At 70.2% G+C, this 20773-nt stretch carries 14 protein-coding genes and 1 pseudogene; 6 read left to right on the forward strand and 9 right to left on the reverse strand.

Going from position 1 to position 20773, the window contains the following annotated elements; translation table 11 throughout:
- Positions 1–275: 275 nt before the first annotated feature.
- From ACZ68L_RS36915 to ACZ68L_RS36930, 4 genes and pseudogenes are all read right to left on the reverse strand, one after another.
- Positions 276–2252 (reverse strand): recombinase family protein, encoded by a 1977-nt coding sequence (locus ACZ68L_RS36915; RefSeq protein WP_469586407.1) that lies wholly within the window; start codon positions 2250–2252, stop codon positions 276–278.
- A gap of 1005 nt (positions 2253–3257) precedes the next feature.
- Complete coding sequence (locus ACZ68L_RS36920) at positions 3258–4274, reverse strand: TIGR03842 family LLM class F420-dependent oxidoreductase (protein WP_469586412.1); 1017 nt, start codon at positions 4272–4274, stop codon at positions 3258–3260.
- 48 nt (positions 4275–4322) lie between these two features.
- Positions 4323–5714: a dihydropyrimidinase gene (hydA, locus tag ACZ68L_RS36925; RefSeq protein ID WP_469586415.1), complete on the reverse strand. Its 1392-nt coding sequence runs from the start codon at positions 5712–5714 to the stop codon at positions 4323–4325.
- 145 nt (positions 5715–5859) lie between these two features.
- Positions 5860–6333: pseudogene (locus tag ACZ68L_RS36930) on the reverse strand (amidohydrolase family protein); the annotation flags it as partial.
- Positions 6334–6386: 53 nt separating this feature from the next.
- Here ACZ68L_RS36930 and ACZ68L_RS36935 point away from each other — a divergent pair.
- The 5 genes from ACZ68L_RS36935 (at position 6387) to ACZ68L_RS36955 (ending at position 12420) form a co-directional block, all read left to right on the forward strand.
- Complete coding sequence (locus ACZ68L_RS36935; protein ID WP_469586417.1) at positions 6387–6788, forward strand: peptidase associated/transthyretin-like domain-containing protein; 402 nt, start codon at positions 6387–6389, stop codon at positions 6786–6788.
- Positions 6789–7022: 234 nt separating this feature from the next.
- Positions 7023–8387: an MFS transporter gene (locus ACZ68L_RS36940; protein WP_469586420.1), complete on the forward strand. Its 1365-nt coding sequence runs from the start codon at positions 7023–7025 to the stop codon at positions 8385–8387.
- Between the two features lie 54 nt (positions 8388–8441).
- A complete protein-coding gene (locus tag ACZ68L_RS36945; RefSeq protein ID WP_469586423.1) occupies positions 8442–9749 on the forward strand; it encodes a hydantoinase/oxoprolinase family protein in 1308 nt (435 codons plus the stop codon).
- Entirely contained in the window at positions 9746–10864 is a 1119-nt protein-coding gene (locus ACZ68L_RS36950) for a DUF917 domain-containing protein (protein WP_469586426.1), read from the forward strand. Before ACZ68L_RS36945 ends, ACZ68L_RS36950 begins: the two co-directional genes overlap by 4 nt.
- Positions 10858–12420 (forward strand): helix-turn-helix domain-containing protein, encoded by a 1563-nt coding sequence (locus tag ACZ68L_RS36955; RefSeq protein ID WP_469586429.1) that lies wholly within the window; start codon positions 10858–10860, stop codon positions 12418–12420. Before ACZ68L_RS36950 ends, ACZ68L_RS36955 begins: the two co-directional genes overlap by 7 nt.
- Before the next feature lie 141 nt (positions 12421–12561).
- Here the strand turns inward: ACZ68L_RS36955 and ACZ68L_RS36960 are convergent, their stop codons facing one another.
- The 5 genes from ACZ68L_RS36960 to ACZ68L_RS36980 all read right to left on the reverse strand — a co-directional run bounded on the left by ACZ68L_RS36960 (position 12562) and on the right by ACZ68L_RS36980 (position 19076).
- On the reverse strand, positions 12562–14238 hold the full coding sequence (locus tag ACZ68L_RS36960; RefSeq protein WP_469586432.1) for a hydantoinase B/oxoprolinase family protein: 1677 nt from the start codon (positions 14236–14238) through the stop codon (positions 12562–12564).
- The gene (locus ACZ68L_RS36965; RefSeq protein ID WP_469586435.1) at positions 14235–16277 is read right to left on the reverse strand and encodes a hydantoinase/oxoprolinase family protein; all 2043 of its coding nucleotides are present in this window, start codon (positions 16275–16277) and stop codon (positions 14235–14237) included. Before ACZ68L_RS36965 ends, ACZ68L_RS36960 begins: the two co-directional genes overlap by 4 nt.
- Before the next feature lie 110 nt (positions 16278–16387).
- Positions 16388–16852: a nuclear transport factor 2 family protein gene (locus ACZ68L_RS36970; protein ID WP_469586437.1), complete on the reverse strand. Its 465-nt coding sequence runs from the start codon at positions 16850–16852 to the stop codon at positions 16388–16390.
- Between the two features lie 101 nt (positions 16853–16953).
- Positions 16954–18237 carry an aspartate aminotransferase family protein gene (locus ACZ68L_RS36975; protein WP_469586440.1) on the reverse strand — a complete coding sequence of 428 codons (1284 nt, stop codon included), beginning with the start codon at positions 18235–18237 and terminating at the stop codon, positions 16954–16956.
- Positions 18234–19076, reverse strand: a complete 843-nt coding sequence (locus ACZ68L_RS36980) for a nitrilase-related carbon-nitrogen hydrolase (protein WP_469586443.1) — start codon at positions 19074–19076, stop codon at positions 18234–18236. The genes ACZ68L_RS36975 and ACZ68L_RS36980 overlap by 4 nt, the downstream gene beginning before the upstream one ends.
- A 269-nt stretch (positions 19077–19345) precedes the next feature.
- Here ACZ68L_RS36980 and ACZ68L_RS36985 point away from each other — a divergent pair, with 269 nt between their 5' ends.
- Positions 19346–20614 (forward strand): aspartate aminotransferase type Ic, encoded by a 1269-nt coding sequence (locus ACZ68L_RS36985; protein WP_469586447.1) that lies wholly within the window; start codon positions 19346–19348, stop codon positions 20612–20614.
- The last annotated feature ends 159 nt before the right edge of the window (positions 20615–20773 follow it).

The raw sequence follows: 20773 nt of genomic DNA on the forward strand, positions 1-20773 counted from the left end.
TGGTGGAACGAGACTCCTCTTGCCGGGACCCGGACCTCCCGGCTGGCAGCTCTCGAGCTCGCGGCCTGAGATCAATTGGGCAACAGGGTCATCGAAGGCTGGTACAACTTGCACCGACTGCACAGCAGCCTCGGCTACTTCAGTCTCGCTGAGTACGAGACCGCACTCGCAGCGTGACCACCACACCAATGGTGTCCGTCAAAGCGGAGCAAGCTCAGCCCAAGCGGAGCAGGATCACGACCCTCCCTATGGCCCCGTAGCCCAGTATCAATTGGTCAGACGTCCGGCATCACGGCGTGAGTCGGTGACGTCATCAAGATCGGATCGAAAGTGCAGCTGATAGCGATGTCTGGAAGTACGTAAAGCGGCGGCACCGCCGTACCCTCGCAGTCCCCCAGCGCGTCTACTGCCCGCTGCCAGGACCCGTCCTTCAGGTAGCCCAAGGCGCGCTGATAGACGCCTTGCGGACGCTGCCCCTGTAGCACCTCCACCGGGAGGGCACCCCACCGGACACCGTGGCGCACCTTGTACAACGCTGCTTCGAAGGCCACTCTCGGTGGAACCACACGTGTCTTCTTGCGTGGCTCAGGAAAGTACGAGGCCAACGCGGCCCACTGGTCGTCGGTCAACGGCCGAGGCACGGCACGTTGACGCTCGTTGAACCAAGCCTCAAATAGGCAACCCGCTGCCCGTATGGTGCCAGGAACCTTCGTGAGAGTACGGACCTCGACGCCCAGCAGATCAAGCAGTTCCAGTCGCTGCTCAACATCAAGCGCATCCAGGCGGCGCTGTACGTCCGCACCATCCTCCAGCACGCGTCTCGCCCGGATCTCCTGCCGCTGCGCCGCCGCCACGCGGCCCGCGACGGCCTCGCGCAACTGCCCCAGCCGTCGGTCTTTGTCGGCGAAGTCGTCCCCGACCTCAGCAAGAGCCGCCCGCAGCTCCTGGACGAAGCTGGAGTCCTCGCTCACTCCTGCCGTAACGGCCCCCGCGAGGGCAACAAGCTTCTTCTTCCTCACGCGGCGGCAGCGTTCGATGCGCGCATCAAGGTCCACCAGGCGTTCACCAAGCGACCTCTCCTGGCCAGGAACGACACCGAGCAAATCTTCAGCCACTACACGGAGCTGAACACGGTCGACAAGCAACTTGGCGACCTCACGCCACACCGCGTCCTCCAGCGGGCCAGCCACGATCTCCCCACAGTTGCAGGGTGGGTCGGACCGACGCCCCGTACACCGATAGGCGGTGCGGCCGCGGTCTTCCCTGTGCGCCCCGATGTAGTGATGCCCACACGAGGAGGTGACCCGGCCCGACAACAGGTACGTTCTCTGTTCTTCCCTCGCGTAAGAGCGGCGGGCAAGGGCAGCCCGTACCTGGCGGACACGGCCCGCAGGAAGCGGTATCGGCACAGCAATCCGGACAGTCTCTTCCGGTACCGACACCCCATCGCCCTCGTCACGATCGCGGCCGGCCCCGCGATGCCGCGCAAAGCGAAATGCGACGTACCCGTCCAGGGCCGTCTGCTGGAAAACCCTGGCCAGGTTCTCCCCTGTCCACGGCAAGCCTCGTGCCGTCACATACCCCAGCGCGTTGAGGTTCTCCGCTGCCTCTGCGGCGCTCAGCCGCTCCTCGCCGATCAGCCAGGCTCCGACATCGAGTAGCTCCACTCCCGCAGCCCGCAGGGTCGGCGCCTCACAGTCCCCCCTCGCTGGCAGCGTCAGCCAAAACGGTGCGACGCCCCCAGGCCAGCCGCCCGCCGCAAGCTTCATTTCTCGCCCCCTCAGGGTCCGTTCCAGGAGCAGTGCGTGCTCCAGCTCTGCCACGTAGGCAAGCAAGCTCAGCTGGATGCCGAACATGGGATGCTCGCTGTCGATACGGCCGTCCGCAGTCGCCACACGGACCCGCTGCCCCCGGCGGGTCTCGATATCTGTGGTGTCGTAGACCCAGCGATGGATCTCCCTCATAGTGCGGCCGATGCGGTCGAGCTTTCCGAACACGACAATGTCGTAGAGGCATCGCGCGAGGTCCGCATCCAAATCCGCCAGGTCCGGCCGTCGCGCCAACTTCCCAGACACGGCACCATCGGTATACACATCATAGGAATACAGCCCCTTCCCCACTGCGAAATCAAGCCAGGCAAGGCATTCGTTCAGCTGGATATCAATACCGTAGCCGCACAGTTGCCCAACTGTCGAAACCCGAAGGTAGACGGCTACCCGAATGAGGGGGGATTTGATGTTCACCATTCCCATTCACGAATCCAGCATCGAATCACTGACGTGAGAGAACGCACCGGCCCTACGCGCAGAAGGTGAGGCGTCGACCGCCAAGACTTCAGACAAGCAGATGTCTCGATCAGCATCCTCTTGCCTGGCACCGAGAAGGATCACCGCCAACCGTCGGCGATCCTCCGCCCCTAGCAGGCTGTGCTTCAAGACCACGTTGACGACAGGCGCCTTACAGCAGCCGTCGACCAGACAATCCTCTCCACCCATCGAATCACTACCCCTGAGAACACGTAAGGAGAAAGGGGGATCGCTTCAGACATCGCCCGCTCGACCGAGAATCATCGGCGGCAGGCTTCCCTTCCACGTCACCATTGACACCCCCCTTCATGCCCACTCTCTTCTCGCGCTACACTCATTTCCGCGCGTGGGCCACAATGCCGAATTCTAGGGCAGTGAAGTGAAAGAGTTCCCCGGATACTCCAGTTGCCACCTCATAGCCGCTCTTGGACCGCGCCACCACCAATACATACGCGCCAACCTGCCTTCGGGGCATCTGGAATGCCGGCTACCCCCATCCTCATACCCGGCTACAGCCATGCCCGGAAAAGTCAGATCGTCAGCCTTCGAAGCACCGAAGATGTAGGGCGACCGATAGGCAAGACACCAATGACGATCAGACGGGGCACTTCAGTGGTACTTCGGGCATAGCTGCTGATCAAAATACGATCGCCGAAGTCGGGACTGCTGCACGAGTAGGTGCCGGCCTCGTGACACTCTTCGTCCTGTGGATCAAAGGAATATGACTGGAGGGCTGTGTAACAGTCACCACAGGCTCACTGGTTTCCCAGCGGCGGCCGCTTCCGGCTCGCCGAGCGCTCGGCCGGCGCGGATCGCAGTGTCGACCGCACGGGCGCGATACGCAGGCCCTCGGAAGTCCGCGAGAGGACTTCCGAGGGCGCACCGGTGGCCCCTTCTTCGGTGGGCCGGCACCACGTCGCACCGACTGTACGGAGGTACGGCCGGTCCGCGTCAGGCGTTGATCGCGGGGATGATGTCGGTGCCGTAGGCGTCGATGGTGGCCTCGCGGTTGTCGTGCATGTTGTAGACGGCGAACTGGTCGACGCCGAGGTCCCGCAGATGGCGGAGCTTGTCGATGTGGGCCTCGGCGGGGCCCAGGAGACAGAAGCGGTCGACGATCTCGTCGGGGACGAAGGCGGTGTCAGGGTTGTCGGCGCGGCCGTGGTGGGAGTAGTCGTAGCCCTGACGGTCCTTGATGTACACCGTCAGCTCCTCAGGGACGATCGAGGAGTGTTCGCCGTACTTGGCGACCAGGTCGGCGACATGGTTGCCGACCATGCCGCCGAACCAGCGGCACTGGTCCCGGGCATGCGCCATGGCCTCGGGCGAATCGTCGGCCGTGACATAGGCCGGGGCGGCGACGCAGATCGTCAGCGCGTCGGGGTCGCGGCCGGCATCGGTGGCGGCCTGACGCACGGCCTTGATCATCCATTCCGTCAGGAACGGGTCGGCGAGCTGGAGGATGAAGCCGTCGGCCTTCTGCCCGGCCAGCGCGAGGGCCTTGGGACCGTACGCCGCCATCCACACCGGCAGCTTGCCGTCCTTGACCCACGGGATACGGATCGGATTGCCGTCGACCTCGGCCTCCCGGCCCTCCGCCAGATCGCGGATGACATCAATGGCCTCACCGAGCCGGGCCAGGGTGTTCGGCTTGCGGCCTGCGACGCGCATCGCCGAGTCGCCCCGTCCGATCCCGCAGACGGTCCGGTTGCCGTACATGTCGTTCAGGGTGGCGAAGGTGGAGGCCGTCACCTCCCAGGTGCGGGTCCCCGGGTTCGTGACCATGGGGCCGACGACGAGGCGCTCGGTGTGTTCGAGGATGCGGCTGTAGATGACGAAGGGCTCCTGCCACAGCACGGCGGAATCGAAGGTCCAGCCGTAGCGGAAGCCGTTGCGCTCAGCCCTGCGCATGAGCCCGACTACCTGCGAGGCGGGCGGATCAGTCTGCACAACGAGCCCGAAGTCCACGCGGACCTCCAAAGTTTCGAGTCGATAGAGGACGAGACCCCGGTGCGCTCAGCCCAGGTACTGACAGAGGCCACGCGGCAGGAACACCCCGTGACCCGCGTGACCCACATACTTCCGCTGATCCACCACCACCTCACCCCGTGAGAGGACCGTCTCGACCTGGCCGGTCACCCTCTTCCCCTCGTACGCCGAGTAGTCGACGTTCATGTGATGAGTCTCAGCGGACAGCACCTGGGTGGCATGCGGGTCGTAGATGACGATGTCCGCGTCCGCACCGGGACCGATAGTGCCCTTCCGCGGGTAGAGACCGAACATCCGGGCCGGAGAGGCACACGCAATATCGATCCAACGACGTCGCGAGATTTGACCGTCCACCACCGCCTGATGGAGGAGGTCCATGCGGTTCTCCACTCCCGGCAGGCCATTGGGGATCTTCGAGAAGTCGCCCCGGCCGAGGTCCTTCTGCCCAGTGAAGCAGAAGGGGCAGTGGTCGGTGGAGACCACCTGGAGGTCATTGGTCCGCAGGCCCCGCCACAATGCCGCCTGGTGCTCCTTCGGCCGCAGCGGCGTCGAGCACACGTACTTGGCTCCCTCGAAGCCCGGCTCCGCCAGATTGTCCGTCGACAGAAACAGGTACTGCGGGCAGGTCTCACCGAACACCGGCAGGCCCATATCCCTCGCCCCCGCCAGTTCCGCCACCGCCTCCTCCGCGGACACATGGACGACATACAGCGGGGAACCGGCCACCCGGGCCAACTGAATCGCCCGGTGCGTCGCCTCCGCCTCCAACAGAGCCTTGCGGACCTCCCCGTGATAGCGGGGATCGGTCTCGCCCCGGGCCAGAGCCTGTTCGACTAGGACGTCGATCGCGATGCCGTTCTCCGCGTGCATCATGATCAGCCCACCCGTATCGCCGGCCACCTGCATCGCCCGCAGAATCTGGCCGTCATCCGAATAGAAGACACCCGGATACGCCATAAACAACTTGAACGAGGAAACACCGATCTCGACGAGCTTCGGCATCTCTCGCAGCGTCGACTCGTTCACGTCCGACATGATCATGTGGAACGCGTAGTCGATCGCGCAGTTCCCGTCCGCCTTTTCCATCCAGGCGTCCAGACCGGCCCGCAGCGCCTGCCCCTTCGACTGCACCGCGAAGTCGACGATCGTCGTCGTCCCGCCCCACGCAGCCGCCCGAGTCCCCGTCTCGAACGTATCCGACGCGAACGTGCCACCAAAGGGAAGCTCCATATGCGTGTGCGCGTCGACCCCACCCGGAATCACATACTTCTGCGACGCGTCGATCACCCGGTCCGCCGTCCACTCCTGCGTCCCCGGCGCCGCCAACGCCACCACCCGGCCGTCCTCGATCAGCACATCCGCATGCACCTCGTCCGCGGCCGTGATCACAAGACCACCGGTAATCAGAGTCCGAGTCATTTCCCAACATTCCCTTCACGCCGACCACTGACCAGGCCACCACCGACACGGGCCGGGGCCACGCCCCGGCCCACCGGCCCCCTCACGCCGCCACCTCGCACGGCACACGGCCTACTCCGTAAGAAAATTCCTGGTCACGCGACCGAACGAAACCCTTGAACGAGGTGACGCCCTCCGACACGAGAAGGTCCATCTCCTTGAGCGAGGACTCGTTCACATCGGAGAGGATCATGTGGAAGGCGTAGTCGATGGCGCAGTTGCCGTCGGCCTTCGCGTACCAGGCGTCGAGCCCTTCGCGGACCGCGTGGCCCACGGACTGGATGGCGAAGTCGACGATCGTGGTGGTACCGCCCCAGGCCGCCGCCCGGGTGCCGGTCTCGAAGGTGTCGGCGGCGTAGGTGCCGCCGAACGGCATCTCCATGTGCGTATGCGCGTCGACACCCCCCGGGATGACGTATTTGCCGGTGGCGTCGATCCTCCGGTCGGCGCTCCAGCTCTCGGCCGCGTCGGTGCCGTGCGCCGCGAGAGCGGCGATGCGGCCGCCCTCGATGAGTACGTCGGCATGGATTTCGTCGGACGCGGTGATGACGAGACCGCCGTGGATGACGGTGCGGCTCATGTACCCCTCCTCACAGTGGCGGAATGGGTCTACGCACGTAGATGAGGTGCGTGGTGAAGAACGTAGAAGTGGGTTACCCACTGTGGCAATACCGCTGCGGCCAACCGCTGAAGACGTTTCCGTTTCCCCCGCCCGGCACTCCACCGGCCCACAGCGGGACGCGGTGCGGCGCCGCCTGGAAGATCACCGCGAACGGTGTGGTCAGGACCGCTCAGGGCAAGGCGGTGAAGGGCGCGAAGGTCACGGCCGAGCTGACGGCCGGGGGCACGGCGCGGAAGCTGACCGGCACGACCGAGAAGGACGGCTCGGTGCGTTTCAAGGCCACGGTGGACCGGGGCGTCGCCGAGGCCACGCTCACCGTCACCGAGGTGCGCTACGAGCACCTCGCGTACTACGGCGAGCTCGACCCGGTCCGCACCCTGGACCTCACCCGCCCCACCGGCCACCGGGGCTGACCGTCCGGCCGGGCCCCGGAGTCACCGGGGTCCGGCCGCATCGCTGCCGCGCCGGGTTACCGTGGCAGTTCACGCCGGTGCGGCCCTCCACGGCCCGCCGGGGCACACAGCACAGCGGCCCCGCATGCCACTGTGCGCCGCGCACAGGTATCCGCTCCCGGGCCTGTCTACTGTGCCGCCATCTCCACCCGCTGAGTGGTGAGTCGGTCGGTACGAAAGCCTGGAGGACAGCCGGTGAGCGCGACAACCGCACGTTCCGGTGCAACCGGAGAACCCCTGCGACCGGGCGAGGGCCGAATCCACGGGCCGCGTCCCGTCGGCGCGTACTTCGAGGCCATGCCGTTCGGGCGCGTCCATGTACTGGCGGCGCTGGCCCTCTTCATGGCCTTCGTCATCGAGTCGTGGGAACAGCTCGCTCTCGTCTATGTCTCCGGTGATCTCGGTGACGCCTTCTCCATCGACGCGGGCCGCATCGGGTGGGCGCTCTCCGCCGTCGCGCTCGGCATGATCCCCGGTGCGCTGGTCTGGGGTCCGGTCTCGGACCGGATCGGCCGACGCGCGGTGTGTCTGTGGAGCCTGTCCGCGTACGGAGTGGTCGCGCTGGCCAGCGCCTTCTCGCCGAACTTCACGGTCCTGCTGATCACCCGGGTGCTGTCCGGTCTGGCACTGGCCGGGATCTACACGGTGACCTTCCCGTACTTCCTGGAGCTGCTGCCGTCCCGGATGCGCGGCCGGGCCGCGGTCTATCTGTCGATCGGCTGGCCGATCGGTGTGCTGGCCGCGGTCGGGGTCACCCAGCTGCTGGCGGGCCTCGGCTGGCATGTGGTGGCCATCGCCTCCGCCCTGGCGGGACTCTGGGTGTTCGCGATCCGCGCCTGGGTGCCCGAGTCGCCGTACTGGCTGGCCGGGCAGAACCGGCACGACGAGGCGGCGGCCGTGCTGCGCCGGCTGGGCGCCGACGTCCCGGACGGCACCCGCTTCGAGGTCGTCGCCCCCGAGAAGGCCGGACGTCCAGCGGAGCTGCTGCGTGGCAGGCTGCTGCGGATCACGGTGCTGATGCTCGTCGTGAACTTCACCTTCAACTGGGGCTACTGGGGTCTGCAGACCTGGCTGCCGACGCTGCTCCAGGACAGGGGTCTGAGCATGTCGGCGAGCCTCGGCTTCGTCGCCCTCAGCGCGCTGTTCATGATCCCCGGCTACGTCTCCGCCTCGCTGCTGACCGGACGCTTCGGCCGCAAGAAGGTCTTCCTGCCGTACGTCGCGCTCGCCGCGGTCAGCGGAATCTTCTTCGCCTACTCCGGCTCGCTGACCGAGCTGTACATCGCGAACTTCGCGCTCTCCTTCTTCAGCCTCGGTGCCTGGGGCGTGTGGAACACCTGGAACGGTGAGTTCTTCCCGACCGCGCTGCGCGGCACGGGGTACTCCTGGGCCACCGCGGCCCAGCTGGTCGCGACGTCGCTCGCGCCTTCGGTGGTCGGCTTCCTGCTGGCGCAGGCGACCGGGTTCTCGACGACGATCCTGTTCATCACGGCCTTCCTGGTGGTGGCGCTGCTCTTCGCCGCTCCGCTGCCGGAGACCGAGGGGCGGGATCTGGAGTAGGGCCGGGATCTCGAACAGGGGCGCGGTCCAGCGCCTGGTGGCAGGATGACGCAGGTGAGACTAGGTGTGGACGTGGGGCGTACGACGACGGTCGCCGTTCTCGTCGGTCCCGACGGCACCGTGCCGGCCCACGCCGTGGTCGACTCGTCGGCCTCGCTCGACCGCTCGCTGCGCGACGTGCTCGACGCGCTGGACCCGCACACGGACACCCCGTACGACGGTGTCGAGGTCGTCTGCCTCACGACCGACCTCGACCGCACGCCCTGCACCCCGTCACCCGTCGCCGTGCTGCGCATCTCTCCTCCCGGCCATCCCGCGCTCGGCCCGTCCCCGCAGCCGGGCGGGCTGACCCGCGTGGTCGCGGGCGGGTCCTCGCTCACCGGCCGGCCGCTGGCGCCGCTCGACCGGGCCGGCGTCGAGGCGTTCGCCCGGGACGCGGCGACCGCCTCGATCACCTCGTTCGCACTCTGCGCGGCCGGTTCGCCCGCCCGCCCCGAACCCGAACTGACCGCGGCCGCCGTGATCGCCCGCCACCTGCCCGGTGCGCACATCACCCTCTCGTACGAGATCGGCTCGCCCGGTCTGCGCGAGCGCGAGAACGCCGCGGCCGCCAATGCCGCGCTCGGCCGCTGGGCCGAGCACCTCACCACCACCGCCGAACGGGCACTGCGCGCCCGTGGCATCACCGCCCCGCTGTTCTTCGCCCGGGACGACGCCGGTCTCGTCTCCGCCGAGTACGTCCGCCGCTACCCGGTGATCGCCACCGTCTCCGCGGCGGCCTGCGCGCTGCGCGGAGCCGCGCTGCGGGCAGGCACCGAGCGGGCCGTCGTGGTCGACGCGGCCGGTTCCACGATCCGCTGCTCGGCCGTCACGGACGGCGAACTGGAGGCCGGGGACGCGGGCCCGGGGCCCGGCGGCCTCTGGATGGATGTGGGCAGGCCGCGCCTGGACACCCTGCCGTTCGGCGGCGAGGAACTGCCCGCCGACGCACGGCCCCGGGTCGACGCGCTGGTGGCCGGAGTGCTGGAGCGCTCGCCGGGCAGCACGGTGCTGTACGCGGGCGGCGCGGCCCCGTACTTCGGCGGCGGCGCGGACGGGATCTGCGCGGCGGCGTACGGTGCGGCGCGCTCCGACACGCGGGTGGAGCTGGAGCAGGTGGTGGTCGCGCCGGGCCGGGCGGAACTGGACCGGCTCATCGGGCTGGCCCGCGACCAGGCGCTGGCGCGGGTCGTGTCGGCGGGTGCGGCGCCGGGCGGTGCCCGGGTCGCACGGGCGGACCACACGCCCGTCTCATATCTGCCGGGCGGGGTGCATCGCATCAGGGTCCGGGCCGTGGGCGCACCCGCCGGGGCGACGTCATGAGCGAGCCACCGCTCCAGGTGGACGCGGCCGTGCTGGAGCGGCTGGCGGCCGGGTCGCTGGTGCTGGCGGCGGGCGCGGCGGAGTCGGCGTTCCGGGTGGCGCTGGACTGGGCGCGGGCATCGGTGGCCACGCACGGTCCGGTGTGGTTGCTGGCCCCCGGCGAGCTGAGCGGGCTGCGGCTCTGTGTGACCGTCACCCTGGTCGGCTCCTCGGCGGCGCTCGCCGAGCAGTTGCCGACGGGCGCGGAGACGGTGCGGGCGGTGCGCGCCCTGGAACGGCTGCTGGGCGCCCGCGCCGATGCGGTCGTCGCGCTGAACACGGCGGGCGAGAACGCGCTGCTGTCGGTGGCCGCCGCGGCGGACTGCGGGCTTCCGCTGGTCGACGGCGACGGCTGCGGACGGGTGCTGCCGCTGCTGGAGCAGTCGACGTTCACGCTGGCCGGGGTGGCCGCGGCACCGCTCGCGCTGGCGACCCCGTCGGGCGACGTGGTCGTGGTGGAGTCCGCGGGCGGACGAGTGGAGGACCTGGTGCGTCCGCTCGTTCCGGCGGCGGGCGGCTGGGCGGTGGCCGTCTGCTACGCCATGCCGGGCGAGGTCCTGGCCGGTTCCGTGGTGCCCTCCACGGTGAGCAGGGCGATCCGCGCGGGCACGGCGGCCCCCCGCGATCTGTTCGCCCCCTGGTCACCGCGGCGGCTGTGCCGGGGCCGGATCACGGCGGTGGAGCACCCGGCGGACGAATACGGCTACGGGACGCCGGAACCGTACGGCCGGCTCGGCGGCCCGGATGCCTCCCCGTGGCCCGCGCTGCCGTCCCGCCCGACGAGTGTGCTCGTCGCCGAGACGGAGGGGCTCGGCCGCCACTTCCGTCTGGAGGCGCACAACGAGGTGCTGCTGGCGCTGGCGGACGGGGCGCCGGTCGCCGCCGCCCCGGACCAGATCCTGATCCTGTCGGCCTCGGCCGACCGGCGTGTACTGGATGTGGAGCGGGCGGTGCCGGGCGTGGCCGTCGAGGTGGTGGTCATCCCCGCCGCACCCGCCTGGCACACGCCCGAAGGCCGACGGCTGGCCCGTGCGGGCGCGGTCGATCCGCAGGGCGCACAGGAGGAGCCATGGTGAATCGCCCGTCAGGCCGCGCGGTCCGCGAGGGCGCGCTCACCGTCGCCGAACTCGTCCAGCAGGGGCGGCTCGCCGGGGTCCGGATGTCCGGGGCGAGCGGCCGGGACATCGAGGTGCGGTCGGTGCGCATCGTGGACCGTACGGCGGCACTCGACACCCTGGAACCTCATACGGCGGTCGTGCTGACCGGCCGGGTGGCCGCCGCGGGCTGGACCGTGGAGATGGCGCTGCGCAAGGCGTGGGAGCATGCCGCGGCCTGTGTCGTGGTCACCGAGTCGGCGGGCCGGCCCGGCTCGGTGGGGGCGCTCGCCGACCGGCTCGGGGTGCCACTGCTGGTGATCGACGAGGACGCGCTGGACGCGGCGGTCCGGATCGCCTCCGCCGTCGCCCGGCCCGACGCCGGACGGACCGCGCTGGTGGCGCAGGCGGCCCGCGCGCTCGCCGACGCCGGACCGCACGCCGGGCGGGTGCTGTCCGCCCTGCACGCGATCCTGCCGTCCACGGCGGTGGCGCTGACCGGGCCGACCGGTGACGTGCTGGCCGGCCGGCGGGCCGCGCTCTCGGCGGAGGGCGGCGCGCTGACCGTCCGGGTGGAGGTGCCGGACGGCGACAGCGGCGCGCTGGGTGCTCTGGTCGCCCGGTCGGGCTCGCGGGTCGCGGGGTGGGGGGAGACGGTGCGGGACGTGCTCCGGCTCGCGGTCGCTCCGCTCACCGCGTGGTGCGCGGTGCGCCGCCTGGACGACGAACGGACCGGCCACCGCGCCGAGTTGCTGCTGCACCGACTGCTGGAGGATGCCTCCGAGGCTCCGGCCGGCGACGGTCCCGGGGCGGGGCCGGGCGAGGACGTACGCGCCGAGGCGGCGGCGCTGGGCTGGCCCGCCCGTGGCCCGCTCGTCGCGTACGCGCTGCGCCCGGTCGCGGGCCGGGACGGCCCGGACCCCGGCCCCGCGCTGCGCGCGGTGTGGGCGGCGGCGGGACCGGGTGGACCGCTGGTCGCGTACGAGGGTTGCTGGGTGGCCTGGCAGTCGGTGTCCCCGGCGGGCGGCGCGGACCCGCTCGACGGAGCGGCCCGGCAGTTGACCGGCGCCCTCGCCGCGCTGTCCGCCTATGTGCCGGTCGCGGGCGGAGTGGCCGGTACGGCGGCCTCGTTGTCCGCCCTCGGCCCGGTCCTCTCCGACGCGTGCGCGGCGGCCGGAGTGGCCGCCGCCGGGGACCCCGCGAGCGTGGTGCGCGGGGACCGCATGGGCGCGGCCCAGCTCCTGTCCGCCGTACCGACGGAGCTGTTGCGCGGCCCGGCCGAGGTGGTGCTCGCTCCACTCCTCGCGGCGGACCGGGACGGCACGCTGCTGCGTACGCTGGCGGTCGTCCTCGACGCGGGCGCGGCACCGACGGCGGCGGCCGAGGTGCTCGGTGTGCACCGCAACACGGTGGCGGCGCGGCTGGACCGTATTCGCGCACTGGGCTTCGATCCTGACGACGCGTCACAACGGCTGGCGCTCCATCTGGCCTGCCGGGTGCTGCTGTCCGAGGACAGGGACGGCGACGGCGAGCACTGAGCGGCTCGGCGGCCACCGCAGCCGCGGAATCACCGACCGCCGATGCGATGAGGTGGGCGGGCACCGCGGCGGTGCCCCGCCCGGGGCGGGGACTCCCGTTCCACGGTGCGATCGCGCGTTCGAACCCATCACGTCCGCCTGTCAGGCTCCGTACACGGCCGCCGCGTGCCCCGCCGACAGCAACCCCTGCCGCACGTCCTCGGCCACCGCTTCGGGGGACCGCTCCCCCGCCGGACCGAACCCGCCGCCGCCCCCGCTCTCGCAGCGCAGCACATCCCCCTCGCGGACGGTCAGCGCGTTGACCTTCAGCAGTGAACGCGCGCCGTCACGCCCCGGGTTGAGCGTGACCTGCGGCGGAGCACCCGCTGCCCCGCCGAAGACTCCCCAGGCCGGAGTGACCGAACGCTCCCACCACAGCGAGAGCTGCTGGTCGGTGGTGAACCGGTACTGCCGTACCACCCCGTTGCCCCCGCGCGTGCGGCCGGCACCGGCGGAGTCGGGGCGCACCGCGTACTCCTCGACACGCACCGGGAACAGGGTCTCCAGCACCTCGACCGGCATGTCGCGCAGCGAGCCGTTGACGTTGTTGATCAGGCAGGACTCGCCGTCGGAGGTCTCCCAGGCGCCCCAGCCGCCGACCGTCGCCTCCTGGGAGACGAAGAGCTTTCCGCTGCGCGGGTCGGTGCCGGTGAACTGGACGATCATCGAGTCGCCGTAGCTTGCCGCGGCGGCGCGGTCCGGGACGGCCGGGGCGAGCGCCTTGACGACCAGGTCGATGACCAGGCCGAGGTGCGAGTAGTAGTACTGACAGGCGGCCGGTTCGACGGCGGCGAGCATGGTGCCGGGTCGGGTCAGTACATCGAGTGGTTTGAACGAGCCACCGTTCAGCGGTACTTCGCCGCTCACAAGCAGCTTGTAGCCGACCCGGCAGGCCGCGACGGTCTGCGCGGCACCGCAGTTGACGGGCCCGGTCGCCTGGTCGGCGCAGTCGGTGACGTCCATCGTCATGCGGTCGCCGTCGATGGTGACGCGGACGGTGACACGCAGCGGCGCGCCGAGGTCGATGCCGTCGTTGTCGAGATGCCCCGTGGCCTCGTACACACCGTCGGGGATCGCGGCGATCTCCTGGCGCTCCAGTCGCTCGGTCTGGGCGAAGATCGCGTCACGGGCGGCGAGCACGGTCTCCAGACCCCACCGCCCGACGATCTCCGCGAGCCTGCGGGTCCCGGTGCGGGCGCAGGCGACCTGGGCGCGCATGTCGCCGAGGGTGGGGTGCGGGAATCGGACCTGCCGGGAGATCAGATCATGGATGAGCGTGCATGCCTCACCGTTCTCGTAGATCTTCAACGGGCCCATGCGCAGGCCCTCCTGATAGATCGTCGTGGAGTCCATGGAACCGCCGGGGTCCTTCGACCCCATGTCGATCCAGTGGGCGCGGGAGGCGGCGAAACCGACGAGTTCGTCGTCGACGAAGATCGGGGCGTAGACGGTGACGTCGTTGAGGTGCGTGCCGCCGATGTACGAGTCGTTGAGCACCCATACGTCGCCGGGCCGCCAGACCTCGCGGCCGTACATCTGCTCCGTGGCGCGGGTGCACTCCTCCAGATTGCCCAGGAAGATCGGCAGGCCGGAGGACTGGCCGAGGACGTGGTGGTCACGGTCAAGGAGCGCGACGGCGCAGTCCTTCGCCTCGTAGATGGTCGGGGTGTACGAGGACCGGATCAGGGTGGTGTTCATGTCCTCGGCGGCCTGGAGCAGCGCGCAGCGGATGATCTCCGTGGTGATCGGGTCGACGGCTGCCGTGGTCGTGCTGGTCATGCGACGCCTCCGAGCTTGATGACGAGGAATCCGTTGTCGTCCACGGTGACCGTGGCGTCCGGCGGGACGACGGTGGTGGAGGTGGCCTCGACGATGACGGCGGGGCCGGGGATGTACTGCCCGGGGGCGAGGTGTTCGCGGCGCAGCACCGCGGTGTCGTGCGCGGCGCCGCCGAAGACGACCGGCTTGACCGTGGTCGCAGGGGCCTCGCCCGGCGCCGCGGCGTACGGGACGGCGGCGAGTTCGGGGAGTCCGCCGAGCGCGGTGGTGCGCAGGGTGACGAACTCGACGGGCGCCTCGGGGGTCGCATGGCCGTATCGGCGCTCGTGGAGTTGGGCGAAGCGGTCGGCCACCGAGTCCAGGAAGCCTTCGGCGGCGGGCTCGGCCGGTCCGGAGAGCGGCACGGTCAGGGTGTAGTCCTGGCCTTCGTACCGCATGTCCACGGCGTGCTCGATACGGTGCCGGTCCGCCGGTACGCCCTGTTCGGAGAGGGCGTCGAAGCCCTCGGCCTGCAGAGCGGCGAGTGCGTCGGCCATGGCCGGGCCGTCGAGGTCGGCGCCCGGGGTGAAGAACTGGAGCGTGAGGTCGCGGCGGACCTCGGTGCCGAGCATGCCCCAGGCGGAGAACGCGCCGGGGAAGCGCGGTACGACGACTTCCTCGATGCCGAGTTCGCGGGCGATCTCCACGGCGTGCATGGGTCCGGCGCCGCCGAAGGCGAGGAGGACGAACTCGCGGGGTTCCAGGCCGTGTTCGACGGTGAGCGTACGGATCGCCTGGGCCATCTTGGCGCTGGCGACGTCGCAGATGCCGCCGGCCAGCTCGACGGGGTCGAGGCCGAGGGTGTCCGCGAGTTCCGCGACGGCCCGGTGGGCGGCTTCGGTGTCCAGGGTCATGTGTCCGCCGGCGAACCAGTCGGGGTCGACGCGGCCGAGGACGGTGTTGGCGTCGGTGACGGTGGCCTGTGTGCCGCCGCGTCCGTAGCAGGCGGGGCCGGGTACCGCGCCCGCCGATTCGGGACCGACGCGCAGTCCGCCCGCCTCGGCGTAGGCGAGGGAGCCGCCGCCCGCCCCGATCGTGTGCAGGTCGACGAGGGGCATGAGCACGGGGAAGCCGTCGGCGACCCCCTCGTTGGAGACATGGGGCCGCCCGCCGAGGACGAGCGACACATCGAACGAGGTGCCGCCCATGTCGACGCAGATCGCGTTCGGCCGCCCCAGCAGCGCGGACGCCGAGACGCCGCCCATGGTGCCGCCGACCGGTCCGGACAGCAGGGTCTGGAGGGGGTGGCGACGGGCGAAGGAGGCATTGACGACGCCGCCGGAGGACTGCATGACCTGTACGGGAACGGTCAGCCCGTGGGCGGCGAAGCGGTCCTCGATCCGGCCGAGGTAGCGGCGTACGACCGGCCCGGTGTACGCCTCCAGGACGGCGGACGAGGTGCGTTCGTACTCGCGCCATTCGCGCGCCACTTGGTGGGAGAGCACGATCATCACGTCGTCGCCGAGCTCCTCGGCGAGGATCTCGCCGGCCCGCAGTTCATGGGTGGGGTCGACGTAGGAGAAGAGCAGTGCGACGGCGACGGCGTCGAAGCCCTCGTCGCGGGCGCGACGGGCCGCGGCCCGTACGGCGCCCTCGTCGAGCGGGACCAGTTCGGTGCCGCGCGAGTCGAAGCGTCCGCCCGCCTCGGCGGTCGCGTAGCGGTCCACGAGCGGCACGGGCTTGCGGTAGTGCAGGTCGAACATGCGGTCCCGGTTGCCGCGGGCGATCCGGTAGACATCGCGCATCCCGGCCGAGGCGAGCAGCAGGACGCGGGCCCCCTTGCGTTCCAGCAGGGCGTTGAGGCCCTGAGTGGTGCCGTGGACGAAGAAGGAGATGTCGCCGGGGTCGTCGACCGCCCGGCCCAGCGAGGAGAAGACGCCCTCGGCGAGGTCCCCCGGCGTGGTGGGGGTCTTCGCCGCGTCGAAGGTGCCGCGCGTCTCGTCGTACGCGACGACATCGGTGAACGTGCCACCGATGTCCATGGCCACCCGGTAAGTCATGCCGCCTCCCGGCTTTCTCAAGGGAATGGCGTGACGCTATCGACGGGGCGCGGCGGGTCGCTGTGCGCTGCGCACGGTGGACGGAGTCCGGCCGTGCGCAGCGCCCGGCGTCAGCCGACGGGGCCCGGCCGGCGCACGTCCTCGTGGAGGTGGACGATCCGCCAGCTCTCCCCCGCCCGGTGCAGGATCACGGTGTTCCGGATCAGCTCGGGGCGGTTCGGCGTACCGTCTGCGGCGGGGGCGAAGTCGACGCGCAGCCAGAAGCGCAGGACGGCGATGTCGCCGAAGACGTCGACGGTGCGGTCGTACGCGGTGAGGCCGGTCTCCTCCGGTCCCTCACCGGCAGCCGGGCGGGCGTCGCGGATCCGGTCGAGGTCGGGCTTGCCGAGCAGGAGCGGGTCGGCGGCGGAGTCCCAGACGGTTGCCTCGGGATCGAGTGCCTCGTCGATCCCGGCCCGGTCGCCGGCGTCGTACGCCTCGTACATTCCGGTGAGGACGGCCCACACGGCGTCGGCATCGGCCGCCGACGCGCCGGGCCTGGCGGTGGACGGGAGGGGGAGGATGTTCTCGGGCATGGTGCTGCTCCTGAACGGACACGGGTGTGCTCGCGACACGGGGGTGTGATGGCGGCCAAGCTACACAGCCGCGTACCGGCCGTCGCCCACACCCCCGTCGCTCAGGCCACCGATCGGAGGGCCTCGGCCAGGATCCCGGCGCCCTCCTCCGCCTCCGCGACGGTCAGCGTGAGCGGCGGTGCGATCCGCAGCACGCTGGTGTTGTGACCGCCGCCCTTGCCGACGAGCAGACCGCCTTCACGGGCGGCTTCGAGTACGGCGGTGGCCGCCCGCGGGTTCGCCTCGTCGGTGCCGGGCTCGACCAGCTCGATCCCGATCATCAGGCCCCGGCCGCGCACCTCCCGTACGCACTCCGAGGCCGCGCCGATCGCACGCAGCCGCTCGATCAGCAGTCCGCCGACGCGGCGGGCGTTGCCCTGCAGATCGTGTTCGAGGAGGTACGAGAGGTTGGCGAGGCCGGCCGCCATGGTGACCGGGGAGCCGCCGAACGTCGAGATGGAGTTGGCGTCGAGGCAGTTCATGACGTCGGCGCGGGCCACGACACCGCCGATCGACATGCCGTTGCCGATGCCCTTGGCGAACGTGAGGATGTCCGGCGGACCGTTCTCGCCGTGCGCCTGCCAGCCCCAGAAGTGCTCACCGGTGCGACCCCAGCCGGTCTGCACCTCGTCGGAGATCCACAGGATGCCGTGGCGGTCGAGGACCCGGCGGAAGGCCGCGTACAGACCGTCGGGCGGTGAGGTGAACCCGCCGACGCCCTGGATGGGTTCGGCGATCAGGGCGGCGGGCTCACGGGTGTGGCCGAGCAGGTCCTCCAGATCGGCGACGCAGGCCGCGATGAACTCGGCGTCGCCGAGGTACGCGTAGGGCCCGCGGGTGCGGACGCCACCGTGCACGTACAGCGTCTGCAAGGGCGACAGGCTCGTGGGCGACCAGGCGTTGTTGCCGGTGATGGAGACGGCGGAGAAGGATCTGCCGTGGTAGCTGTTGCGCATCGCGAGTATCTGGTTCGACCCGCGGTACGCGGTGGCGAGCAGCAGGGCCGTGTCGTTGGCCTCGGTGCCGGAGGTGGTGAAGAAGACCCGTGCGTCCGGGATGCCGGAGAGCGTGGCGACGCGTTCGGCCAGCTCGACCATCGGCCGGTTGAGGTAGAGCGTGGAGGAGTGGATGATCCGCCCGGCCTGCTCGCTGACCGCCTTGGTCACCTCGGGCAGGGCATGGGCGGTCATGGTGGTGAGGATGCCGCCGAAGAAGTCGAGGTAGCGCCTGCCGTCGGCGTCCCAGACATGGCGGCCCTCGCCGTGGGTGATCTCCAGCGGGTCCTTGTAGTAGAGCGCCAGCCAGTCGGGGCTGACGGCGAGATGGCGTCGGTGCAGGCTGCTCACGGCTCCACCAGTCCTTCGTACGCGTCGGGCCGGCGGTCCCGGTAGAACGCCCACTGCTGCCGGACCTCGTCGATGAGGCCGAAGTCGAGGTCGCGGACGACGAGTTCCTCCTCCTTGTCGCTGGCGACCTCGCCGACGAACTGGCCACGCGGGTCGACGAAGTAGCTGGTTCCGTAGAAGTCGTTGTCGCCGTACTCCTCCTGGCCGACGCGGTTGATCGCGGCGACGAAGTACTCGTTGGCGACTGCGGAAGCGGGCTGTTCCAGCTGCCAGAGGTAGCTGGAGAGGCCGCGCGAGGTGGCAGACGGATTGTACACCAACTGGGCCCCGTTGAGACCGAGTTGACGCCAGCCCTCCGGGAAGTGACGGTCGTAGCAGATATAGACGCCGACCTTGCCCACGGCAGTGTCGAAGACCGGCCAGCCGACGTTTCCGGGCTTGAAGTAGTACTTCTCCCAGAACCCTTTGACCTGCGGGATGTGGTGCTTGCGGTACTTGCCGAGGTAGGAGCCGTCGGCGTCGATGACGGCGGCGGTGTTGTAGTAGAAGCCGGACTGCTCGATCTCGAAGACCGGCACGACGATCACCATGCCGGTCTCGCGGGCGAGTTCCCGCATCCGCAGGACGGTCGGCCCGCCCGGGACGGCTTCCGCCCAGCGGTAGTGCTCGGGTTCCTGCACCTGACAGAAGTAGGGGGCGTTGAACACCTCCTGGAAGCCGATGATCTTCGCGCCCCGGCGGGCGGCCTCGCGCGCGTGTTCCTCATGCTTGGCGATCATGGATTCGGTGTCGCCGGTCCAGGTCGCCTGGACGAGTGCGGCGCGTACTACTTGGGACATGAGCTGCTCCTTCGACGCGGCGTCAGAGAGCCTCTACGCGTTTCTACGCCCGTAGACACGTGCGTAGAGGAGAACGTAGGCCCCGTCACACAGCGGGGCAAGACCATCGCCGTGAAGCGGCGGAGTCGATCATGTTTCACACCCGTGCGGGCCACACGTCCGCACCGGCCGGGCCGGTACGGCACCCGGCTCCGATTTGCTCCCGCGCGCCGGTTTGTATTCTCGGCAGGCACCACCCCATCAGTGCGGCACCTGCGAGAGGAAACACCATGACCACCGAGCTGAGCCCCGCCGCCCTGACGGAGCCCCTTGAGCGGGCCCGCCAGGACTACCGGGACCTCACGGGACTCGGACTCTCGCTCGACCTCACCCGCGGCAAGCCCGCGCCGGAACAGCTCGACCTCTCCGACGACCTGCTGAGCCTGCCCGGCGGGCGGCACACCTCCGCCGACGGCACGGACGTACGCAACTACGGCGGACTGCAGGGGCTGCCCGAGCTCCGGGAGATCTTCGCCGGGGTGCTGCAGGTACCGGCCGGACAACTGCTCGCGGCCGGGAACTCCAGCCTCGAACTCATGCATGACTGCCTGGTGCACGCCCTGCTGAGCGTGCTGCCGGGCGCGGAGTCGCGGTGGGTGGAGCAGGAGCGGATCGCGTTTCTGTGTCCCGTGCCCGGCTACGACCGGCACTTCGCGCTGTGCGAGCGGTTCGGGATCGACATGATCCCGGTGCCGATGACGGCCGAGGGCCCGGACATGGATGCCGTGGAACGGCTCGTCGCCGAGAACCCCGCGATCAAGGGCATCTGGTGCGTACCGAAGTACAGCAATCCGGACGGTGTCTGCTACAGCGACGAGACCGTGGCACGCCTCGCCTCGATGAGCACCGCGGCTCCCGACTTCCGAATATTCTGGGACAACGCCTACGCCGCACACCACCTCACCGACGAGCCCGTCGAAATCGCCGATCTGCTCGCCGCCTGCACCGGGGCCGGGAACCCGGACCGGGCCTTTGTGTTCGGCTCCACCTCGAAGATCACGGCGGCGGGCGCGGGCGTCGCCTTCTTCGGCTCTTCGCCCGCCAATGTGCAGTGGCTGCTCGGCAACAACGCCAAGCGATCGATCGGCCCCGACAAGATCAACCAGCTGCGGCACGTCCTGTTCCTGCGGGACGCCGACGGGGTGCGGGCCCACATGGAGCGCCAGCGGGCCCTGCTGCAGCCCAAGTTCGAGGCGGTGGCGCGGATCCTGGAGGCCGAGCTCGGCGGGACGGGACTCGCGACCTGGACCTCGCCCAGGGGCGGGTACTTCGTGACCCTCCAGGTGCCGGACGGCTGCGCCGAGGAGGTCGTACTCCGCGCCGCCGAGGCGGGCATCGTGCTGACCCCGGCCGGCGCCACCCACCCGTACGGTGACGACCCGCGCGACGCGGTCATCCGGATCGCCCCCAGTTACCCGGGCCTCGCGGAGCTGGAGCAGGCGATCGCGGGACTCACCGTCTGCGTCCGTCTCGTGGGGTACGAGCAGCGGGCGCGCTGAGCCGCTGCGCCCGGACGGTCCGGTCAGGACGCCGTTGAGGATCCGAACCGGGCCGTCGCGACGGATTCCCCCGTGTGCGCGCCCACCGGCGCCCGGCCGGGGCCCGTGGGAACGGGGCCCGGCCGGACGCTTCCCTCCAGGTTCTTTCGTCCGGACGAG

Source organism: Streptomyces sp. NPDC104309 (assembly GCF_055584025.1).

Excerpts from the sequence above, each read along its gene's own strand:
- ACZ68L_RS36915 (WP_469586407.1), bottom strand. The coding sequence starts at position 2,252 with ATGGGAATGGTGAACATCAAATCCCCCCTCATTCGGGTAGCCGTCTAC.
- hydA (WP_469586415.1), bottom strand. The coding sequence starts at position 5,714 with ATGACTCGGACTCTGATTACCGGTGGTCTTGTGATCACGGCCGCGGAC.
- ACZ68L_RS36950 (WP_469586426.1), top strand. The coding sequence starts at position 9,746 with ATGAGCGAGCCACCGCTCCAGGTGGACGCGGCCGTGCTGGAGCGGCTG.
- ACZ68L_RS36955 (WP_469586429.1), top strand. The coding sequence starts at position 10,858 with ATGGTGAATCGCCCGTCAGGCCGCGCGGTCCGCGAGGGCGCGCTCACC.
- ACZ68L_RS36960 (WP_469586432.1), bottom strand. The coding sequence starts at position 14,238 with ATGACCAGCACGACCACGGCAGCCGTCGACCCGATCACCACGGAGATC.
- ACZ68L_RS36965 (WP_469586435.1), bottom strand. The coding sequence starts at position 16,277 with ATGACTTACCGGGTGGCCATGGACATCGGTGGCACGTTCACCGATGTC.
- ACZ68L_RS36970 (WP_469586437.1), bottom strand. The coding sequence starts at position 16,852 with ATGCCCGAGAACATCCTCCCCCTCCCGTCCACCGCCAGGCCCGGCGCG.
- ACZ68L_RS36980 (WP_469586443.1), bottom strand. The coding sequence starts at position 19,076 with ATGTCCCAAGTAGTACGCGCCGCACTCGTCCAGGCGACCTGGACCGGC.
- ACZ68L_RS36985 (WP_469586447.1), top strand. The coding sequence starts at position 19,346 with ATGACCACCGAGCTGAGCCCCGCCGCCCTGACGGAGCCCCTTGAGCGG.